This window comes from Flavobacterium rivuli WB 3.3-2 = DSM 21788 (assembly GCF_000378485.1).
GTDB classification, from domain to species: domain Bacteria; phylum Bacteroidota; class Bacteroidia; order Flavobacteriales; family Flavobacteriaceae; genus Flavobacterium; species Flavobacterium rivuli.
Window position 1 is genome coordinate 121,820 of record NZ_KB899973.1, and the last position, 21,179, is coordinate 142,998.

18 protein-coding genes and 1 pseudogene are annotated in these 21,179 nt (G+C 37.2%); 11 read left to right on the forward strand and 8 right to left on the reverse strand.

Annotated elements, in window-relative coordinates:
- Nucleotides 1-185 precede the first annotated feature (185 nt).
- The 3 genes from F565_RS0116670 (at nt 186) to F565_RS0116680 (ending at nt 2,523) form a co-directional block, all read left to right on the forward strand.
- Complete coding sequence (locus F565_RS0116670) at nt 186-479, forward strand: hypothetical protein (protein WP_020214381.1); 294 nt, start codon at nt 186-188, stop codon at nt 477-479.
- Nucleotides 480-661: 182 nt separating this feature from the next.
- Nucleotides 662-2,170, forward strand: coding sequence for a MauE/DoxX family redox-associated membrane protein (locus F565_RS0116675; RefSeq protein ID WP_020214382.1), 1,509 nt, complete (start codon nt 662-664; stop codon nt 2,168-2,170).
- An 80-nt stretch (nt 2,171-2,250) separates the two neighbouring features.
- Nucleotides 2,251-2,523 carry a DUF6520 family protein gene (locus F565_RS0116680; RefSeq protein ID WP_020214383.1) on the forward strand — a complete coding sequence of 91 codons (273 nt, stop codon included), beginning with the start codon at nt 2,251-2,253 and terminating at the stop codon, nt 2,521-2,523.
- Between the two features lie 46 nt (nt 2,524-2,569).
- On the opposite strand, the gene F565_RS0116685 is transcribed toward F565_RS0116680, so the two are convergent.
- The 5 genes and pseudogenes from F565_RS0116685 to F565_RS0116695 all read right to left on the reverse strand — a co-directional run bounded on the left by F565_RS0116685 (nt 2,570) and on the right by F565_RS0116695 (nt 9,583).
- Nucleotides 2,570-5,146, reverse strand: a complete 2,577-nt coding sequence (locus F565_RS0116685; protein ID WP_020214384.1) for a S9 family peptidase — start codon at nt 5,144-5,146, stop codon at nt 2,570-2,572.
- A complete protein-coding gene (locus F565_RS23265) occupies nt 5,146-5,298 on the reverse strand; it encodes a RagB/SusD family nutrient uptake outer membrane protein (RefSeq protein ID WP_231559634.1) in 153 nt (50 codons plus the stop codon). Before F565_RS23265 ends, F565_RS0116685 begins: the two co-directional genes overlap by 1 nt.
- A gap of 6 nt (nt 5,299-5,304) precedes the next feature.
- Nucleotides 5,305-5,511 (reverse strand): annotated as a pseudogene (locus F565_RS23270) (RagB/SusD family nutrient uptake outer membrane protein); the annotation flags it as partial.
- A 28-nt stretch (nt 5,512-5,539) separates the two neighbouring features.
- Complete coding sequence (locus F565_RS21860; RefSeq protein WP_231559633.1) at nt 5,540-6,553, reverse strand: RagB/SusD family nutrient uptake outer membrane protein; 1,014 nt, start codon at nt 6,551-6,553, stop codon at nt 5,540-5,542.
- A 9-nt stretch (nt 6,554-6,562) separates the two neighbouring features.
- Nucleotides 6,563-9,583, reverse strand: a complete 3,021-nt coding sequence (locus F565_RS0116695) for a SusC/RagA family TonB-linked outer membrane protein (protein WP_020214385.1) — start codon at nt 9,581-9,583, stop codon at nt 6,563-6,565.
- A 615-nt stretch (nt 9,584-10,198) separates the two neighbouring features.
- Between F565_RS0116695 and F565_RS0116700 the strand changes: the two genes are divergently transcribed.
- From F565_RS0116700 to F565_RS0116740, 8 genes are all read left to right on the forward strand, one after another.
- The gene (locus F565_RS0116700; protein WP_020214386.1) at nt 10,199-10,585 is read left to right on the forward strand and encodes a helix-turn-helix domain-containing protein; all 387 of its coding nucleotides are present in this window, start codon (nt 10,199-10,201) and stop codon (nt 10,583-10,585) included.
- Complete coding sequence (locus F565_RS0116705) at nt 10,560-11,081, forward strand: SLATT domain-containing protein (RefSeq protein WP_020214387.1); 522 nt, start codon at nt 10,560-10,562, stop codon at nt 11,079-11,081. The genes F565_RS0116700 and F565_RS0116705 overlap by 26 nt, the downstream gene beginning before the upstream one ends.
- Before the next feature lie 2 nt (nt 11,082-11,083).
- The gene (locus F565_RS21865; protein WP_020214388.1) at nt 11,084-11,887 is read left to right on the forward strand and encodes an SMODS domain-containing nucleotidyltransferase; all 804 of its coding nucleotides are present in this window, start codon (nt 11,084-11,086) and stop codon (nt 11,885-11,887) included.
- Between the two features lie 169 nt (nt 11,888-12,056).
- The gene (locus F565_RS0116715) at nt 12,057-12,974 is read left to right on the forward strand and encodes an RES domain-containing protein (protein ID WP_020214389.1); all 918 of its coding nucleotides are present in this window, start codon (nt 12,057-12,059) and stop codon (nt 12,972-12,974) included.
- A gap of 121 nt (nt 12,975-13,095) precedes the next feature.
- Nucleotides 13,096-13,707 carry an SEC-C domain-containing protein gene (locus F565_RS0116720; RefSeq protein WP_020214390.1) on the forward strand — a complete coding sequence of 204 codons (612 nt, stop codon included), beginning with the start codon at nt 13,096-13,098 and terminating at the stop codon, nt 13,705-13,707.
- Between the two features lie 557 nt (nt 13,708-14,264).
- Nucleotides 14,265-17,681: a hypothetical protein gene (locus tag F565_RS0116730; RefSeq protein ID WP_020214392.1), complete on the forward strand. Its 3,417-nt coding sequence runs from the start codon at nt 14,265-14,267 to the stop codon at nt 17,679-17,681.
- Nucleotides 17,674-18,120 (forward strand): response regulator, encoded by a 447-nt coding sequence (locus tag F565_RS0116735; RefSeq protein ID WP_020214393.1) that lies wholly within the window; start codon nt 17,674-17,676, stop codon nt 18,118-18,120. Before F565_RS0116730 ends, F565_RS0116735 begins: the two co-directional genes overlap by 8 nt.
- Nucleotides 18,117-19,343 carry a 5'-methylthioadenosine/S-adenosylhomocysteine nucleosidase family protein gene (locus tag F565_RS0116740; RefSeq protein ID WP_020214394.1) on the forward strand — a complete coding sequence of 409 codons (1,227 nt, stop codon included), beginning with the start codon at nt 18,117-18,119 and terminating at the stop codon, nt 19,341-19,343. Before F565_RS0116735 ends, F565_RS0116740 begins: the two co-directional genes overlap by 4 nt.
- Nucleotides 19,344-19,360: 17 nt before the next feature.
- Here the strand turns inward: F565_RS0116740 and F565_RS0116745 are convergent, their stop codons facing one another.
- The 3 genes from F565_RS0116745 to F565_RS0116755 all read right to left on the reverse strand — a co-directional run bounded on the left by F565_RS0116745 (nt 19,361) and on the right by F565_RS0116755 (nt 21,072).
- On the reverse strand, nt 19,361-20,419 hold the full coding sequence (locus F565_RS0116745) for an HNH endonuclease domain-containing protein (RefSeq protein ID WP_020214395.1): 1,059 nt from the start codon (nt 20,417-20,419) through the stop codon (nt 19,361-19,363).
- A gap of 62 nt (nt 20,420-20,481) precedes the next feature.
- Entirely contained in the window at nt 20,482-20,685 is a 204-nt protein-coding gene (locus F565_RS23055; protein ID WP_020214396.1) for a hypothetical protein, read from the reverse strand.
- A 213-nt stretch (nt 20,686-20,898) separates the two neighbouring features.
- On the reverse strand, nt 20,899-21,072 hold the full coding sequence (locus F565_RS0116755) for a hypothetical protein (RefSeq protein WP_020214397.1): 174 nt from the start codon (nt 21,070-21,072) through the stop codon (nt 20,899-20,901).
- Nucleotides 21,073-21,179 lie beyond the last annotated feature (107 nt).

The following is a 21,179-nucleotide window of genomic DNA, read 5'->3' on the forward strand; positions in this document are numbered from 1 at the left end:
GGAAGGGTTTTGTGGGTTCATTATCAATAAAAAAAACCAAAAATATATTATAGGCCTTACACTAACGACGAAGGTAATCAAGGCATAGCGCACTAACAATCATGGCTAAATTTCGACCATGAATTTCTGGAAAACGCTTTCTATTTTTGTAGTGTATCAAGTAGTAATTCAAACCATTAAATGTTATGACAACAAATGAAGAAGCTATGGTTTTCGACACCCTGTTGAGTGTCCCAGGCATGAATGATGTAGTGAAGATCGACCTGAAGATCTCGCGTAAAAATGTGTTCCTTTTGAACCGTGTTATCAAACGTGGGCTATCGAATGATCCTGAGGAAAAGGACTCCAATTTTTTTTCCAATGCCCCTGAAGAAACCATCAGAGAGCTACAAGATTTAGCGCTCGATTTTTTGGAAAAAGCAGGGCTGGTTGAACTCAGCGAAAAGCTCAGTTCGCTTTCAGCGAAGGATAAGAAATAGGACCAGTATAGTAAAAGGGATATGCAATTCCATAACCCTTTTAATATTACCACTACAATAAAACACAACCATCTATAATAGCCTGATTTTTAAACATTTTAGCCGTTTTTTGATATGCTTTATTCTACTACTTAAACCTAATTTGGCTTAACCAAACAAATAACAATCTTAAAATTACGGCAATGAAAATAGCTCCACCTAACAGAGATTATATCATCCAGATTGTCTGTTACCTCTATATCTTATTGTTTGTCTATGCAGCAGTAAGCAAGCTGCTGGATTTTGAAAATTTTCAGGCGCAACTTGGCCAATCTCCTTTGTTGAGCGCTTTTGCAGGATGGGTTTCATGGATAGTCCCTGTTACTGAACTGGTACTGTCAATCGTGCTTCTGATAAAGCCGTTGCGACTGATAGCGCTTTTCGCCTCCTACCTGCTTATGGTGATGTTTTCAGCATATATTTTTATTATACTTCATTATAGTGAATTTGTACCGTGTTCCTGTGGAGGAATATTGGAAAAAATGACATGGCAGCAACATCTGGCCTTTAATTTGGTATTTTGTTTTCTGGCCATTGTAGCCTTGACAATTTCCCCTGAAAATACGCCGCATCACAGCAATCCCAGAAAAAAATGGGCTGTCTTAGCATCATTAGTTTTTGGCACTACAGTAGCAATTTGTATAATGACATTTCTATTTTTACAATCGGAGAATATCGTGCATGCCCAAAATAATTTCGTACGTCGGTTTCCACCCCATGTATATGATAAAAACGCATCGCTAAACCTCAAATACCGGGATTATTATTTTGCAGGAGCGACAGACAGTATAGTATTTTTAGGTAACTATTCATCACCCCTTTCCATACTTGCACTTGACTATAACCTCAAGGTTTTGGGAAACTACAAAGTCACGCTTGATGATTATAAATTCCCTTTCCGGTCAACTCAAATCCGTATCGCTGCGCCTTATTTTTACCTAGCAGATGGTACAGTGCCCTGTATCTTTAAGGGTAAAATAAGTGACTGGAAAGCCACAATACTCACTACTAATGGCACTTATTTTTCCACATTTGTGCCCGTTGACACAACAAAAATCGCATTCCGTGGCAAAAGTTCAGAATCCGGAGAAAACATTTTAGGTACAATCGCTACCGGCCCTAACCACTATAATGTAAAGACAAGTCAAAAGTTACTTCAGAAACAAATAGATGGAATTTTTGATACTGATGGAATGCTGCATTATAACCCTAAATTGAAATCCCTGATATATCTGTATTACTACCGCAACCAATTTGTAGTAGCCGACCAAAACCTCAACCTCATTCGCCGAGGTAATACCATAGATACCACTTCCCATGCAAAAATCAGGATTTCTGAGCTTCACAATGGGGACAGAAAATTATCGGCACCGCCAAACTTTGCGAATAAATTCAGTGCAACGGCCGGTAATCATCTTTATGTAAATTCTGGACTTCGCGGACGCTTTGAATCTGCAGTGCAATGGAAGGAAACAGCGGTAATTGATGTATATGACATTGCGAAAAAAACATATTCCTACAGCCTGCCTGTTTATCCTGTTAATAACGAAAAACTCCATGCTATTTATGCCACAGAAAAGCGATTATTTTTTCTGATCGACAATGCTATTGTTGCCTATACTTTAAATGAAGAGAACCAACCAAGACACTAATGTAAAATACAGAACCAGGAATAAGATCGAACACCTGTAGAAAAAAGTAGATCAATTCATTCAATCTTAATTTTATTTTTATGAAAAATTTTAAAGTGCTTCTAACAGCCGGAGTCCTGATGGCTGCCGTAGGCGGCGCCTTTGCAACGAATGCATCTAAAAATGCAGAGGATGCAAAATTCACCCAGTTCACGGGCTACATCTTTCAAAGTGGCCATTGCGTTGAAAAAAATGCAAAATGCCAGAATGTCAACACCGGTATACTTTGTACCGAAACAGCAACCGGGGGCGCACAGGTTTTCAGAATGACTGCTACGGATGTCTGTACGCAGCAATTATGGAGATTGCCTTAGTAATCTCAAAAAGCGATGCAGTTCCTGTTAGGAACTGCATTTCTTTTTAAAACTGATTCTTCATCCAGCCTGGTACCGGATCATTTTTAAGAAAATAATCCAGCCATTGTTCGAGCCGTATTGTGAAATCTTCCTGATTTTTTCTATCCATCAGCACGTGGCCTTCATCAGGATATATAAGCATGATCTCAGGTTTGGCTAACCGCCTAAGGGCAAGGTACAGTTCTATGGACTGTTTTACATCCACCTGCCCATCCTTTTCTCCCGAAAACAACAGCAATGGCGTGTTTATCTCTTCAGCCTGATATATTGTTGAGTTCCTCTGGTAGCCTTGTTGATCCTGGTATAATGATTTGCCCATACGCCACTGTTGGGTTTCAAAACGCCATATATTGGGCTGGGCACCATTATCACTGATATCAAGGTACGCACTGGCCATATCTGTAATTGCAGCACCGGCGATTATAGTTGTGAAAATGTTGGTTTGGGTAGCGGTAAAGGCCGCTTCATACCCGCCAAATGAATGACCAAATAACGCAATTTTAACAGGGTTAATACCTTGTATACCCATTACTGAATTAGTTGCTGAAATTATACAATCAGCAGCACTCTTCCCTACATCGCCTAGCTGGTACGAAATGTCCGGGCATAACACAAAATAGCCTCTTGAAGTAAGATTGGTAATATTGAATCCTATATAATTTTGAAGGGTGGGGTTTACATAATCATGTATGCCATTACTCAGTTCTTCATAGATATACACCACTAAGGGATATTTTTTATCAGGGTCAAAATTCGCGGGATAATACAACCCTGCCTGGAGATGGATATTTTTAGAATTTACATAACTAACCACTTTGGAACAGCCCCAATGAAACTTATCGTGCTGTCTGTTGCTTCTGTAGATAACCTGCTCTTTTCCATTTGGTACGGCGGCAACTATTGTCGGTGGTGCATCAAAGTCCTGTTCTACAAAATAGCGTATAGCATTTTTTGTGCTGTATATTAACTGCGCAAGGTTTTTATCCTTGAGTACCATCGGAAGGGGTTTGCCTTTCCATATGTAGTATCCATACTTTTTAGTTTCCACATCCAATGACCGGAGTATATATTCCTGCTTAAGGTCAATCTGGGGAAATATCATTCCGTCAAAATTAGTTGTATACTCAGGCTTATCTGAGGGATTAACAAAACGAAATATCCTTTTATTTTTTCTGCCTTTGGTAATCCGCTCCGCTAGGAAGTTATCCAAATTTACCTGCCACATATCAAATCCGTCATTGATTATCAACTTTTGATCTCCGGATGACCAACCGACAAGATCCACTACAAATTTCCCTACAGATAGTACTGGCCGACTCTTAATGGATGCCGAAATAATTTCAGAAATATTTACGTGACGTCCGCTGTCAATTGTATAAATCCACCAGCTGTCATCCTTTAGGTAGGCTATATATTTACCGGCGGGTGACGCTGTTATTTCAAACGGATCCGCACTCTGACCTTGCAATAATAATTTTGTCTGCAGCGATTTTAAATCTGTAATGTAATAATCCGTTTTGGGGTAATACGCAAAATTCGGCACCTTGCCCCAAGCATAGTAACTGATAGCACACTTCTGATCTCCTGAAAGAAACATACTGGGATACTCATTATTGGTCAGTTGCATACTTTCCCCCGTTGCAGGCTGCCACACCATTATCTTGGGTATATCTTCAGTCCTTCCATATAGCACCTCCTCGCTGTATGTCAATGCTGTACCGCCATTCCATATTTGAACATTATCCTCACTTACAGGTAAATTTTCCCGGCTTTTAATTGGGAAAAAGACTGTAGTACCATCATCTGAAATCCTGAATTTCGAGCTATCGCCTATGATATCCGTTTGCGTTCCGACAGGATGCTCGCTTGCCGCTATATTAAAATTTATAAGGCTATCCTGCGCCACCTTATATAGCGATAATTCAGTAGCATTTCCGCATTTAGTAACAAAAGCAAAGGAGTCTCCATTTGCCTGCCAGGCAAAACCCGTAACCATACAGCCGGAACTTCCCGAAATCCGCCTGGGTTTTAATACCGCCGTATCCTTAAGGCTGGTATAAAAAACATGATCAGGTGTACTATGCACCAGTTCTGTTCCGGCCGGGCTCAATGAGAAAGATTTTACACCTGGCTGCTTCCATTTTATTGTACTATCGGCATTAGATAGCGTAATTCCATTATTGGTTGTATAAATAATGTATTCCCCATTGACTGAGACGGCATATTGCAGCACATTATCAATTAGACGCGAAGCACCATTTTTAAGGTCGAGCACCAGTACCACCGCCTCGGGGAGCTGGCATACAAACCAGCGGTCGTGAATAAATTTTCCGTTATAAGCCTTAGGATATCCATAGGTTCTTGTAGCCGCCTTATTTTTCACAAACAAAGTGTCCGACAATCCCTTATATAAAACATTATAGCTTATCCATTCTCCTTTCTCCGAAGCATTCTGCATTTCAACTGTACTCCAAAGGCCATAATCTTTTTGCGAGAGTTCGCGTTTTTGTTGCGCCTGCCCATATAATGAGCAGGTCAATACAACAAAAAAAATTGTAACTATTTTATCATACTTTTCCATTAGTAACCCGGATTTTGTGGCGCCAGACCAGGGCTTATTATAAGCTCAGACTGCGGCAATGGCCATAGCATATCCGTAGTATTCCACCCGGGTTTTATGCCTGATAACGCAGCATCGAGCGTTCCGGTCCTTTGTAGGTCAAAAAAGCGCATTCCCATTTCAGTAAAGAATTCAAAACGTCTTTCCTGTACTACAGCAGCGGTGATTTCAGTAGCAGTAACAGCTGTTGTATTCCCAAGGCCTGCAGTATTCCTTATTTTATTTAAATCCTCTTTTGCACCGATAAGGTCACCCTGTATTGCCCTTGCCTCTGAACGTATCAGGTACTGTTCGGCAAGGCGCAGTATAATGGAATATTCAGTTGTGGCACTTGTAGTATTATCCTGTTTATATTTATAGGCATGGTACCATAGTTCTGATCCCCCACCCGATCGCCCTTATCCAGTGTTCACGCCTTTGGTCATCCGGTTCAAATGCATTATACAGTTCAGGGCGCAGCGCGAGCCTTGTGGGCGGGCCGGCATTAAAAATAAAAGTGGCACCCTCCTGAGTATTGGCATAGCCGCCACCTGAGGAAAGCTGCCAGATGGTTGTGGTGCTTTCTTTCAGGAATAGCTTATCAAGATCGGTCTCCCAAGTATATATATCATCCGTATTGATGACCGCCGAAGCTGCGTTAGCTGCTTCTTCCCAACGCGCACTGTGTAGATACAGCCTTGCGAGAAGTGCTTGGGCTGCAAACTTATTGGGCCTGGCACGCTCTCCCGATATATAGCCACCCGGCAGCTTTTGTACCGCTACTTCAAGATCCGTGATACATAAACTGTAAATTTCGGCTGTAGCCTGTCGGGATGCCAAAATATTCTGCTGATAATCTGTGACTGTTATATAAGGGCAGGCGCCGAATATACCCGCCAGGTAGGAATGAAGGAAAGCCCTTATAAACAACGCCTCCCCTATTAGCTGGTCTTTGTCAGCCTGCTCAATACCTTGTGAATTTGTAACACCCTCAATTACAGCATTCGCTGCATAAATCTGATTATAAGCCCGGGTCCACATTTCCTGTATTGCGCCAATAGATGGTATCAGTGCATTATTGTAAAAAGGTTCAGAACCTGATATACCTGTCTCATAAGAGACAAGTTCATCAGTGTATGCACCCAACAGCACCGATAGCCCGGTTGATTGGCCCGATATCATACCATAGTCCCTCATTTGACTATAAATATCTTTTAAGGCTGCAGTCGCCGTTGTTTTATTTTCAAATACGGTCTGCCCTGTTAACTGGGAGGTAGGCTGTGACACGTCAACAAAATCATCGCAGGAAATAGCTACCACTAAAAGTGGCAGTATCAGCAGGACATACTTAAAGCATCGGAAAAGCCTATTGTAAAATGTATTTCTCATAACTCTATATTAAAATTTAATTTCGGTACCAAAGCTCACTATCCGCAACGGAGGCAGGTAATTAAAACTCCTGAATTCAGGGTCTCCATCCTTATAGGGCGTAATTGTCAGCAGGTTCTGCCCCTGAAGAAACAGCCTGCATTGCATCCCTTTAATCCTGGAAGGAAGTTCATAGGATACGGCAATATTTTTAAGCCTGATGTAGGATGCATCACTAACTGCTGCATCGCTACTCGCATAGCGATAATAGGCGTTAACCGCATCGCTGTTCACACCTGTGGTATAGACCTGGTTCTGCCCCATAGCCGTATTGGGCTGCCATCCACCTATTACGGAAGCTGGCTGGTTACCCATTGACCCGGGCTGCGAATACTGTGTTACTGCATTCCAATTAAGCTGTTTGACGAACTGAAAAAGAAAGTCAAGCTGAATGTGCTTGTAATGTAGCTGGTTGGAAAGCCCTCCATAATATTTAGGGCTGAAGTCACGCACGGTCTGGGCATCATCGGCAAATGATAAACTACCATCGCCATTAACATCGTCAAATTCATATACGCCTGTTTGTGGGTTTATGCCCTTATAATGGTAGAGCTTCTGGATATTAATGGATTCCCCTATTACATACTGGCTTCTGTACGTACTGTTTTCAAGCCCCGGAAAGGCGATCAGTTTGTTCTTGGGCAGGGTAATATTAAAACCGCTTGTCCATTCAAAATCCTTCTTTTGGACGTTTACGGTGCGCAATGTAAATTCGAGGCCTGTATTCTGTACCGTAGCCCCGAGGTTTGCCTGCATAGAGGTAAAGCCGGTAGCTGACGGTAAGGGTATCCCTATCAGCTGGTTTGATGAGCGGTTACGGTACCAGTTTGCCCCGGCGAATATCCTGTCCTTAAAAAAGCCCAACTCAATGGCAATTTCAATTTTGCGGTTACTCTCCCAGCTAAAATCAGGATTGTACAGCCTTGTGGGCTGAAGGCCAATAGTTCCGTCGTAAACAAGACCTGAAGACTGGTAAGTGTCAAGGTATTGGTAATCGCCAATCTGGTCATTACCCGTGATACCATAACTGCCGCGAAGCTTACCCAGGCTTAAAAAGCCAGCAGTTTCTTTAAACATTTTTTCCTCTGAAAACAGCCATGCCCCGCCAACAGCACCAAAATTTGCGAATTGACGGCCTGGCCCAAAGCGGCTTGAACCATCGCGTCGTCCTGTTAGATTGAGGAAATATCTGTTTCCATAGGCCAGGTTAACCCTACCATATGCAGCCTGGTATTTATAATTTATCTGATCGTTGTAATACGTGCTTAAATAATTGGCTGATACCAAATCATATATAAGGCTGTTGCTGCTGAATCCTGCCCCAAATTGCACCAGCCGGTCAGTAACCTGGTTTTGGAGAGTACTGCCAAGAAGGACATCCAATTTATAATTGTCTGTGGCATAATTCCAGTTTAACTGCGGCTCAATAATCCATGAATGCCTGTTTGTTGTATTAACGTTAACAGAGGAGACTTGGGGGCCAACACCGTAAGCAGGGTCATAGACCGTCGATGGATCGGTTTTTGTCTCATGGTTACGGAGGTCGGTAAACCCTGCACTGACCCGGGCAGTAAAATGCAACGGCAGGCGGTATGAAAATAAACCATTGGCTACAAGGTTGTTCGTCTTTGCCAGCGCTTTTGCTCCGAGTGCTGCTAAAGGGTTAGTCCATGTATTGCCTTCCCAATTTAAATTGCCCGCTGCATCGTACAGCGCCGGCGCATTTGGTGCAAGATTTCTTGAGATGCGTGTCAGGTCTATTGCCGGCTGGTTGTTATCCTGAAGGTCATAGCTGGCTGAAAATGCCGCCTTAAACTTTTTATCATCGCCTTCATGGTCAATGCTTACATGAACCCCGCCCTTTTTATAGTCAAAATTACCAGGAAATACAGTGCTCTGCTTATAGGTATTTCCGCTAATAAGAAAATGAGTCTGGGTTGATCCTCCGGAAACCCCGGCCTGCACATTGGTAATTAGTGCCGTGCCGCCTGTTAATTCTTTCTGCCAGTCCGTAGTACGGGTCTGGCTCCATTTGCCGTTCACATCATACGCATTTTCGGGATATTCTGTTATCCCGTCATTGGCAAAAGCCTGCCTGCGAATGGCAAGGTATTGCTGGGTATTAAGCAAGTTCATTTTTTTAGTAACCTGCCCTAAAGCACTACTTACGTTCAATGTGAATTTTGTCTCCCCTGTCTTTCCCTTTTTGGTGGTTATCAGGACAACCCCATTGGCTCCCCTTGACCCATATATGGCTGTAGCATCGGCATCCTTTAAAATTTCTATACTTTCAATATCATTCGGGTTAATAGTATTGATGGGGCTGGTTGGGTTCGGGAGTGTGGTCGAAGTCTGTGAATCCCCAATGGCATCCGAAGAGTATGGAACGCCATCAATAATATAAAGTGGTGCATTCCCACTACTCCGTAGGCTGTTAAGCCCCCTGATCCTGATATCAAAACCCCCACCAGGAACACCGGAAGTCTGTGTTACATCAACACCTGCCATACGCCCCTGCATCGTTGCTAGTACATTGGGTACAGGCTGCTTTTCGATATCCTTTGAGGTTATACGGGCAATACTGCCTGTGCTTTCCTTTTGTCTTACGGAATAGTATCCTGCATTGACCACTACTTCTTCAAGTTGCGTAGCATCTTCAGAAAGAACTACATTGATAACCGACTGATTCCCAGCAGCAATCTCAATGGTTCTAAATCCTGTAAAAGAAAATAAAAGGATCTCTCCCACGGAAGCTGTAATTGTATACCTGCCTTTTTCATCGGAAATATTCAAGACAGTGCTACCCTTCACGGCAATGGTTACCCCTGCCAAAGGCCCGACGGCATCAGAAATAACGCCACTGATTTTTTGCTCCTGCAAAAATAAGGTTGGCGCTGTGCTTGCAATGGCAGAAAAGGAACAAAGGTATACAGCTAAAAAAAGCGTATACCAAAGCCCCACCCTACCCTTGCAGAATAAAAAATAATTCATACATTGGTTAAGTTAAATGAAACGAAATGTTTTGTTAGCCGAGCCTCCTAGTCGTCCGCCAAGAAGATATAGGGGGCTTTTTTAATCTACAGAAGGTCAATGTAGTTGTCCCTTCATAGGCAATCGCAATAAATGCTTGATTTGGGAAAATAGCCCGAGACTCCCGACCACTAACTCAAAAGAAAATCAGTACCTCCCAGGCCTTAAAAGCATAATAAAGATTTTTTATCTCATAGGCAGCAACTATTGGTTCAACAATTACGTATATGCGAGACTATGAATATATGTGAAGTGCGCTAAGAATAAAGCTGAGAAAATTCCTTTAAAAGGAGGCGTGGGTACTCAACTTATTGCTTAGAGGATTTACTGGACTACCTGCGCGCGAATAAGTGAGCCCACGCCCTTTAAGACGTGAGCAATTACACCTATCATCTTGCGCGCTAAAAAAGTGTCCAGTTTTTCTAAGCAAGATTCAAAGCGAATGCTTCAAATATTTTAATTGAAGAATCGCAAAATTACATTTTTCAATGTATTCATTTTGACAAATATAGCAATTTATTTATTCGATACAAATATGTATCGAATAAATCAAACAATTTTATCAAATTTTACTACATGAGGAAGTATGACGCAGCAGAGCTAAAACTTTTAAATATTCAAATAGGTTGCGTGCTTAGATTAGCACGGCTACAAAAGTACCTTTCACAGGAGGACTTGGCCGCGTTGTTAGAATCAAATTCAACTATGATAGGAAGGGTTGAAAGAGCCAAGAATGTAAGCGCCTGGAATAAAATATTTTCTATTAGCCAAGAACTAGAGGTTGATTATAGTAGTCTCTTCATACTCATGAGCAAAGATCAACTATTATCAATTGTTGACGAATCGCTAAAGTTTGAAAATAAACTTACAGGAGAAAAAGCGATTTATTTTGATAAGCTCAAGGCAGAAATAGCGAAACAATATGATTTACTCAATAATGGAAAATTCAGGACAAAAACTTAAAAGAATAAAAGTAGATGCTTTATATGGCAAGAAAAAACACTTTAATGCCGCAGACAGGAATGAAAAAAATCACTTAAAGCTTGGCATTCCTTTAATAATCATTAATGTTTTAACGGGCTCTGTCTTGTTTTATGTTTTGACTGACGGTATTGAAAATTGGATTAAATTTGTTCCCTTAGTCCTTGCTTTCATAGCCGCCCTACTGAGTGGTTTTCAAACGTATATGAATTTTCAACAAAAGGTTGAAGGACATAGAAGAATTGGAAATCGATACTTAGCATCGATGAAAAAATGTGATCGTCTACAGGGATACTTTTTAGACCAATCGATTAACAATGGTGACTTTATGAATAAAATGGAGCAGATTGCACTTGAAATCGATGACATAAATCAAGAAGCTGAGGCATATCCAACTTCAAATACCGACTATCAGTTAGCAAAAAAAGGAATTGAATTAGGTGAGGAAAATTATACTGATTTAGAATTAAATATTTAATTATGGCCGTATCGATAGATAGCTATTTACGAAGTTTAGCTTCGGGTTATTACCTTAAAAATGATTCTGAAGAAATAAGAAAAATTAATTCTTCTATTGCTTCACTGCTTGCAAATCTTGATAAAGAACTTGGTATTCTTATCAAGCGCCGATTTATTTTTGGATCTTACGATAGAGATACGATTCTTCCAAGGAAGTATGATTCTAAATCTGATATTGATATTATGGTGGTTTTTAATCACACGGATTATGAAAGAACTCCAGATACATATCGAGGATGGTTAAAAAATTTTGCAGACAAATATTATAAAGACCGCTATGGTTCAGAGGTTGTTAAGTCTTTTCCCACTGTTGCGATAAGATTGAATAATATCAGCTATGACTTAGTGCCAGCTAAAGAAGAAATTTCATATTACAATTCTTCAGTTTATATTCCTGGAAATTTGGGCTGGAGAACCACAGATCCAAATGACGTAAAGCAAAAGCTTATTGACGCGAACACAAAATATAATCAGATAGTAAGACTATTAATAAGGATAATGAAGGCGTGGAATTGCTATAATAGTTTTCCATATGATTCTTATTTACTAGAATTACAAATTACTGGCATGAACTTCTATGGAGATAATGTTCAAACAGGTTTGTTTTATCTAGTAAATCAATTATCTGCAAATTGGAGTGATCCTCAGTCTAAAAAAGATAAAGTTACGAGCCTTCAGTACAATTTACGACAAGTCAAATCGTGTTTAGAAAACAATGATTTAGACGGCGCTAAACGTTGGTTACATAGGGTCTTACCGTATTAAAGCAGCAAGTTATTAGTCTGTATCAAAAATGAATTATATAATATGTATCTTGCTTTGCAGTATATAAAGCGAGTGCCGTCTTTCACGAAATAATAGGTATCTGTTTTACCCCTGTGAAAAAGTATCTAAACGATACACGCTAGTTTCCAATATTTTTTATCCAGAACTCATGACTACACAGGAAAAAGCTCTAAATGAAATCATATCTTATCGAAATCGATTAGAAGAAATTAAATATGAAGATATTAAAACGCTTATTAAGGAATCCATTCGTCATATACCAATTGCGTTAGCTAAATTACATAAAGGCGCGGCTATTGACAGGGTAAGATTAAACAAGGACAAACCTTTTTTTACCTCGCAAAAAGAACTGTCATACATTACGGACGAAAATATAATCGCTAACCATTTAAACGAATTTGGGAGAGCGAATAAACCCCATCAACCTCTGTTTTATGGTGCTCTCACAAGTGAGAAAATCAAAGAAAACAGGATGACTGCCTATGCAGAAACATCACTAATGTTAAGGGATAATAATGCAATCAATACCGAAGGGGAGCTATTCACATTGAGCAGATGGAGAACTAATGAAGAATTGATAGTACCTGAGATCGTTTTTAGTGTGGAGGCAATAAAAGAAAATCCTCAAACAGCGGCCTCTTTTCATAAACATTATCAAGCCTTAATGCAAGAGCCGATGAGAGAGCTGGCATTGAGGCAGCTAGAGCTTTTCAGTGAAGAGTTTGCCCGCAAGGCCCGTTCCCATCATGATTATAAAATTGCTGTAGCCTATGCCGATTTACTAATGAGTGAGGGTAATCATCCAGGTATTTTATATCCAAGCGTACAAACCGGACATCAAGGACAAAATATAGTATTGCGGCCTGATATTGTAGATAAACAACTGACGCTGACAAATGTTTCTACTCATAGGCTGCATAAAAATAAAATGAATGCAACTATGGCAAATTACTACCACGTAAAAGCTTTTGGTGTAAATAATTCTCATTTTGAATGGGACTTAGATGAATGTGATGAGCCAGCTTTAATAAAAATGTGGTCAGAGCATGTTGCCAATAAAGTATAATTTTGGATTTAGAACATTTTATCTTGATGCCCGACCCTTTACCGATAAAAAAAATTGAATCAAACCAAGCAAATATAATAAGTCAGAAGCAATAGATACTGACCATTAATTCTCAGTTCAAATGGAAAATCCTGTTCAAAATATAATTAGTGAACTAAATGCTTCACATCATCCTATTGAATTGGAAGTTAAGCCCGAACTTAATTCAAAACCTAATGATTGCCTAAATATTGTAAAAAGAAAAGTAGAAAGAGATGGTGGGAAAATGGTTCTTGGATGGCAAATTTGGAAAAATAAGTATTGGGTTGAGGCCGAATTTCATGCAGTTTGGGAAGATTTAAATTTAGAGCTACATGATATTTCACCAAAAATAATTCCGATAGATAAAATCTTATTTGTGGAAGATGAAAATCTCATATATGATGGAACTCAAAAAGAAAGTATTCGATTAAATTACTCAAACAATGAATTTGTCAATGTCTTATTTAAAATTTACGAAGCGATATTTAGATTTGATAATAAGGGTGAGCGAAAATTTTTATATGATTTAAGTCTTGTTTTAAATGATAATCAATTAGGGCATAAAATGTATCTCATAACCCTGAAACAAATTGTCGAATATATTTTAAAGTTAAATGGAGATCGAAATTCTAACTGCCCTTGTAAATCTGGAAAAAAATTTGATAACTGCCATGGGAAAGATTTAGATAGTAAAGTTTCTCAAGATATTTAACTACGGGTAACCGCTGCTAAAAAGATGCTCTCCATTAAAGTTACTTAAACTTTAGTTTCAGATACAGTTATTGCCATCCCATAAACTTTTTCCGAACATGCATTCTTTAACTCGTCTGAAGACCAAGCTAGCTTTCTGAAACTGTTTTAAGCCAATGCAATGCAGAAACTTTATTGTGCACCGCATTCAAAACCCGGAAGATCTTTCCCATACTAGACAAATAACTCCACATGTTTCAGAGACGATATTGAGAAGGATGCCTTCTATACCAATTCAGCAATCTCTAATTTTTGGACATTCTGTAAACCTCCCAGCAACATTTAAGGCTAATGCAGCAATTCCATTACCTAGTAGTGATAACAAAAAAGTAAGCGATAACTGGTTTAGAGCTGCTGGGCATGAAGATAAAAAGGCCATCAACTTAACTAGCATAAGTCTTTTTTAGATAAAGTAAGATTAAAATAATTAATAAAATTTCGTCAGATTCCACTACGAATTGTTACATGATTAGTTAATATTCGATTAAATTATTTTAGATTGCACCATTATTAAATCTCATGAAAAATAAGCTCAGCAATCTATATCATAGTGAAGTAGGCAGAATTCTGTCCTCAAAAAAAAGACAAAACGCATTAAATAATGTCAAAAATCTTCTTGAATTTGATGACTTGTGCGAAGTAACTGAGACCGTTTCGAAAGCTGTACTGCCTTTGAAATTCAGTGTCTATGGTAATTCTTTCCCTCAACTATTAGAAGATTTAGGGAAAGGTGAAATGCTTTTTAAGCCATTATCTTTAGAAAATGAATTTAAGTGGACATTCATTTCTATCCGAAAATTCTCAAAAAAAATATCACTGTTTTTGGTTTTAAAAAATAATTTTGAAAATTACTTTTTACTAGGAGATTATATGAGTGCAGAAAAAACACTCGAGACAATTTTAGTAGAGACGGGATATTCTATATGGTACATTGAGGCAAAATTTTTATTGTTAGAGTATCAGAATAAATCTGAAGAACAAAAACAATTTCTATCAAAAATTAATGAAACCAATAAGAATCTATTTGTTGGAACTCTGGCTCACTTTCTTTCTTTTCGTACTGAGCGGAATTTATCTGCTTATAAATATGATTATGATATAAAAAGCCTTTTCAATTTAAAAAGGAATGATGAAGAATATGATGTGAGGAACTATTATTCATTCAGATTAAATTATTTTGAAAACTTTAATATTGATAATTTTTCTACAATTGTCGTTTTTGAAAACTGCAATTCACTAATAGATAGGTATTTAACCACGAGAGATATTATTAAGGTACTATTTTTAAAAAAAGAATGGAACCAGTTTGCTTCAGCGAAAGCACTTTATTTATATAGAAAGGTAAACGACACAAACTTACTATCAATTATTAATGCCAGTAGTAAAAATATTATTACACCCAATTATTACAATAATGATTATCTAAGGATATTAGATTTATACTACTCGGGTTTCTATGAGGATGCTATTACTGAAATAATGTCTTTTATTCACCAGCAGCCTTCAAATTTCGACCTATTAATCATCTATATTAGATGTCACGTAAATTTAAAAAAACCAGTTTCAGAAATAGTTCCCAATAAAGATGCGTTAATAAATCAGATTACTTTGAAGATTTATGAGCTAATGAATAATGCTCAAAACAGAAGCGAGATTTTATATAATTTATACCAAATCAATAAAAACACCTTAAGCTTTGAAATATCTGCGGGTATAAATTCATTTCTCAAAAAGGAGCAGAATATCGGATCAAAGGACACATTTCGTCTTCTATCTCTAAACATGTTTGACCCATATTTTGCTAAATTCTTTACAAGCCCAGATGAGGGCATTACCTATTTAGTGAATGGTATGAAATACTTTCAAAGTTCAACTGCGATCAAAACATGGTTAGAGTATCTTAAAAATGAAAATCCAGATGAATCGACGGTAAGTAAGGAGATTTATGCTTTAAATAAAGCTAAGATATCTTTTATTAGCGAAAATTATCATGAATCAATAGATCAGTGGTATAATATTCTAGAGCAATTCAATGATAATATTCCTATTTTACAAACAGCGTTAAAATATCTGTTTAGTTGCTTATTGAAAGTAGATGATATTAATGAAGCTATTAAACTATATGTTAATCACTATATCGCAAATAACAATTCAATAATTAAAATTGATTCCAACAGTTTATTGTCGCTATTACGTTCGAGAAGATACACTAATGTTAGGAGATCTATTGACCTTCCGATTTTTGTCACGCTATGTTCAGAAGACGATTTGGAAAAAAGCTTTATTTTAGAGCAGTACTGTAAAATATATGGCAAAACTTTGCCCTCTGAATTATTCCAGGAAGATCTCGATGTCAATGCATTAAAAGTTGAGTTATTTCTTTTTAAAGTTTGCAGTTCTGAAGTTCTCAAGCATTCAATATATCTCAATAATACTGTTGATCGATTAAATGAAAGATTAATTTTAATTAATCATTTAAAAGAAATTTTCGAAGCAAACGAGAAGAAATATGTGGAAGAATTAAATTTAATAACAAATGAACTTATAATATATGAAGGAACATTAAAATTAGAAGAAAGTAAAATATATGCTAATGACCAAGCTATAATAACTTACGAACTAAAGGATATAGATGGATTATTTAATCGATTCAAGACGATTTACAACTTATCCTTACAAGACAAGAAAATTTTAATTATATCAGAGAAGTCGTTTGCAATCGTAAAGTTTGATGGCTCAGATAATTACAACAAGTCGGAAGTTAAGTATACGGAAAGTGCATTATTAGAAGTTTTCAGCGAATTATTTGATTCTATTTTAGATAAGTATTTATTTAGCAATTTTGGAATTGTGGCGTATTTAAGTACGCGCATCCGACATGGGGTATTACTAGGGGAATTAAGACCGGAACTGGAAAAGCAAAATCTAATTTTAAACAGGATCGGTGAAACGGATAAATATGAAGAAAACCGGTATTGGAATTACAGCTTACCGGAAAAAAAAAGATTAGAACTTCATCAGGTATTGTCAACATTTTCTTTTAAAATAGATTCTTTGATAGATGACATTATAAAAACCAAAATACAGATTAAAAAGGATGGCAAAAACGAGCTTGGTCTTTTCAATTACGAATTTGATAAATTGGAATTATCAGCATATATAACTCAAGTTAGTATCGATGTGGACACCAAAACATTTTGTCAAAGCTTAATTGACTTAATTTGGCAAAGAACAGATGCTAACCTTGAAGTTATTAGAGACTATATTGACACAACCATTAAAAATAAATTTTCTGAAGAATTAAATATCTTAGATACTAAATTAAGAGAAATATTAAATGTTGAAGAACTTCCTACAATCTATACCAATGTTGTCGAAAGTTCAACTGTAATTGAGAACAAGCTTAAGAAAATAAGTTCTTGGTTTAGAAGGTCTGGGTCGACTATAAATGATTTTGATGTCAACAAAATATTTGAAGTTGTATGGAATAATACCATGAAATGTTATCCGAAAGTTTTAGCGAACTGCTCGGTAAGCATTAACTTTAATCCGATAATCAAATCAAGTTACTATATTCATTTTACTGACTTATTCAGGATCTTGCTTGATAATATGTTCAAATATGGAAACATCATAAAAGGAAAAAAGGAATTTGAATTCTTCGCCTATGAAGAAGATGGGTACCTTAAATTAAAATTTATAAATAGAGTTGAGTCTCTGCCAACAGATCTCCCGTTTAAATACAGAGACAATCAACTAGTACTTGATACAAATAAATTACTGTCTGAAGGAAAATCTGGGATTTCAAAAGCAATTAAAATCGCAAAATACGATTTGGATAATGAAAAAAACTACATCGTTGTTGCGTCTGATGAATCAGAAAAATTTGAGGTAGTAGTATGTCTAAAAGTCGAAAATCTTTTGAAGTATGCTTAGAATTTTAATAGTAGAAGATAACCAAAAAAAGCTGGAGAAAATAAGAAAGTTTCTAGCTGATGAATTTTCAAACATTTTGATAAATGAAAAAATGTCATACAATTCAGCATCTAGAGAAATAGTTCTAAATTATAACAATTACGATTTAATATTGTTAGATATGAGTATGCAAACATATGATATATCTGATGATGAATCTGGTGGAGAGCCTGAGCCGCTTGCAGGAAAAAATATACTAAAGCAAATTTATTTGAGAAATATTCCTACAAAAGTAATTGTTGTCACAATGTACGAAAATTTTGTAGATGGCACGAGAATCAAACAGTTAGATGAGGAGTTAGCTCACGATTTTGCTGACAATTACTGCGGGTATATATTTTTTTCGCATATTAATACTGAGTGGGCAATAAAGTTAAAAGAATTAATTATTAAAATATGATAAATATACTTATTCTAGACGATTCGTCCGAAAAGTCAAATTCTATAAAAAGATTTTTAATTGAAGATTGTCATATATCTTCTGATAACATTAACGAGGGGAGATGTATCAAAGAAGGTCGGAAATTGTTATATGAAAATGACTATGACTTATTATTATTAGATCTAGTTATGCCTCGTGACATGGACTCCGAACCCAATGCTGATGAGAGCTTAAAATTTTTAGATGAGATTTATTACAATAGTAGTATACATATTCCAATACATATCATTGGCTTTTCTCAATTTGATGAACTTATAAATATACATCAAGACCGATTTGATGATAAATTGTGGCATTTGATTAATTTTAGTTATTCTAGTAATGCTTGGAAGGATAAGCTAAATTCAAAGGTTTGCTATATAACATCTCTAAAACAAAGATTCAAAGATTCAATTGAGTCTAAAAACAATTTCGACATTGCAATAATTTGTGCGTTAGAGATTCCTGAATTTAGGGAAATATTAGATTTAAATTGCTCATGGAAAAGATTTCATTTAGAAGATGATCCTTTGATATATCATGAAGGCGTAATAAATACTGTAAATGGCAATACATTAAAAGTCATAGCATGTTCAATCAATAAAATGGGAATGCAGGCTTCTTCAGCAGTAGCTACAAAGTTGGCGGTTAAGTTTAATATTAAATATTTATTCATGACAGGAATATGTGCTGGCGTTAGGAATAAGGATCTAGATTATGGAGACATCGTTATATGTGAAAATATAACAGATTACGGTTCGGGGAAAATGGTTGAGAATGAAGTAGGAGAATTAGTTTTAAGGCCTGAGCCTCATCAAATTCCAACTGACCCGAACTTATTAGCAAAGCTGAATAGCTTTCTACGAGAGGAAGACAAAATTTTGAGGATACAAACACAATATAGGGGAAAAAAACCTACAACATTATTGAAAGCTAAAATAGGGCCTACAACATCTGGATCGTATGTTGTGTCAAGTGAAAGTGTAGTTAATAATATTACTAGTTCAAATAGAAAATTACTTGGAATTGATATGGAGGGGTATGGCATGTATTTAGCATCACAATATTTTTCAAATACAAAAACATTAATGATAAAATCAATATGTGACTTTGGTGACAAACATAAAGCAGATGATTATCAACATTACGCCTCATTTACGAGTGCTAATTTTCTTTATTCTTTCATATTTAATATGCTGTAGTCTGTCCATTAAAAGTTCTATAAATATAAAAACCCATTATTCTGCGCAATGCTTATTAATGGCTGGATGTTCTCTTTATAGCGCTGGTATTCAAAACCAGACTTTGCCGATAAGGCCGGGAAAATCGTAAGGTATTCTTCGAGCAACTTATTTTTTGGATAGTAGCTGCTTATGATATCAAAAGCCTCCTTCTGTAATTTATAAAATTTGTCAAAATGTTGCTCGATACTGGGAAGTTTATCGCTTTTAAATGCGTTAAAACTTTTGTCGATAGGGATAAGATTCCAGATCAGGTCATGGGAGACAAAAGCATGGGGCACGAAATGATCCAGCGCATATTTATCGACCTGCAGTTTTGTATTGGTAAAGATACAATCCAATGTCCCTAATTCCTTAAAAACAATATCCCAGTAATTTTTCCTTTGATTAGCGAGCGTACCCCGAAAGGGCGGCTTGAATAATTTCCCGGGAATATCGGGAACATTGGGATTTCGGGATTGCAGGAATAAGGCGAGGTTCCAAAAACAAAAGTCTTTAATTAGTTTGGCGTTGGCTTGCAAATAAGTTATCCATTCCGGGTTAATTTCAATATGGTTGTCATGTAAAGCATATAATGACTGATTCTCAAAATATTGCGACTCCGTATAAATCCTTCTTTTGTAGTCGCCATCACTTTCGCCTGTAAATCTTGGAAACCATGGGGTTAAAAACCAATGGGGTACATTTTTATTGAAATGGTTAAGATGCCTGTGCGTTACAGGATTTGAGGAAGTTAAAAGCTTGTGTAATAAATCGCTTTTACCCATATCAATGGACATGTTTTCTTCTCTTGCGATAACTTCGATGGCGTCCTGTATCTGGTCCTGTTTACCAAAAGAAATATGAAAGTAGTTCACGGTGTACCATGCACCCGCTATCATCCTGGAAAACAATTCTTTTTTTTGAATGTTTGTACTCCCCTCTTCGAGTGCCTCCGTAAGGGCAAGCAACCAATAGAATTTATAGGTGGCCGAGGTATTTCCGAAAGTTGCAGCCAGTTTATTGACCGGAAGATTAAATAATGGAGGAAGATACATTTGTAAATAGAGTATTTATGCTAAAATAATTAAAAGATCAGCGTGGTTAAGCGTTTGAAAAATTATATTTCTGGAAGATCACCCAAATACTTATCAAGGTGCTCCCCTTGCTTAAAAGCCAGCTTACCAATGATCTTATTACTGATCGCATCATAATGAACCTCCACATAAAAGTCGTTGATACTGTACAACTGGTAATGTATTTTTTCAAAAAGTATATTATCGATATGCACGCCCTGCTCCCACACCGCCTGGTACTGGAGCACCTAGGAAAGCATTAAAAATTCAGTAAACTTCATAGTATAAAATAAATTATCCCGGACACAGTCCGCGACCGGGACCGCAGCGGCATCCTTTTCAAGGAAAAGATACAGCGGAGTGCCCGAACAGACGCCCCCGGAATAAAACGTATAAAAAGAAACGCGTAAAATAACAAAGCCCTTTAAAATGATCAAAGGGCTTATAAATAAATAGAAAGATTATTTCTTTCCTTCTTCGATAGAAACCTTACGGTATTCCTTAAACAGTTTCTCCAGCTCTAAAGTCGCTTTACGGGCACGTGCACCGGCAGCTTTGTTCCCTTGTGCAAATGATTCTGATTCTTTCTGGAATACTTCGATGGCTGCTGCTATCTTTTCGTTTAATTCGTTCATGTGTTTATTTATTAAATGAGCCTGCAAAAATAAACTTCTCAACCAATATTAAACCTGTTTTACAAAATAATAATGCCGCCCTAACAATCGCTCCGCAGGAACCACCG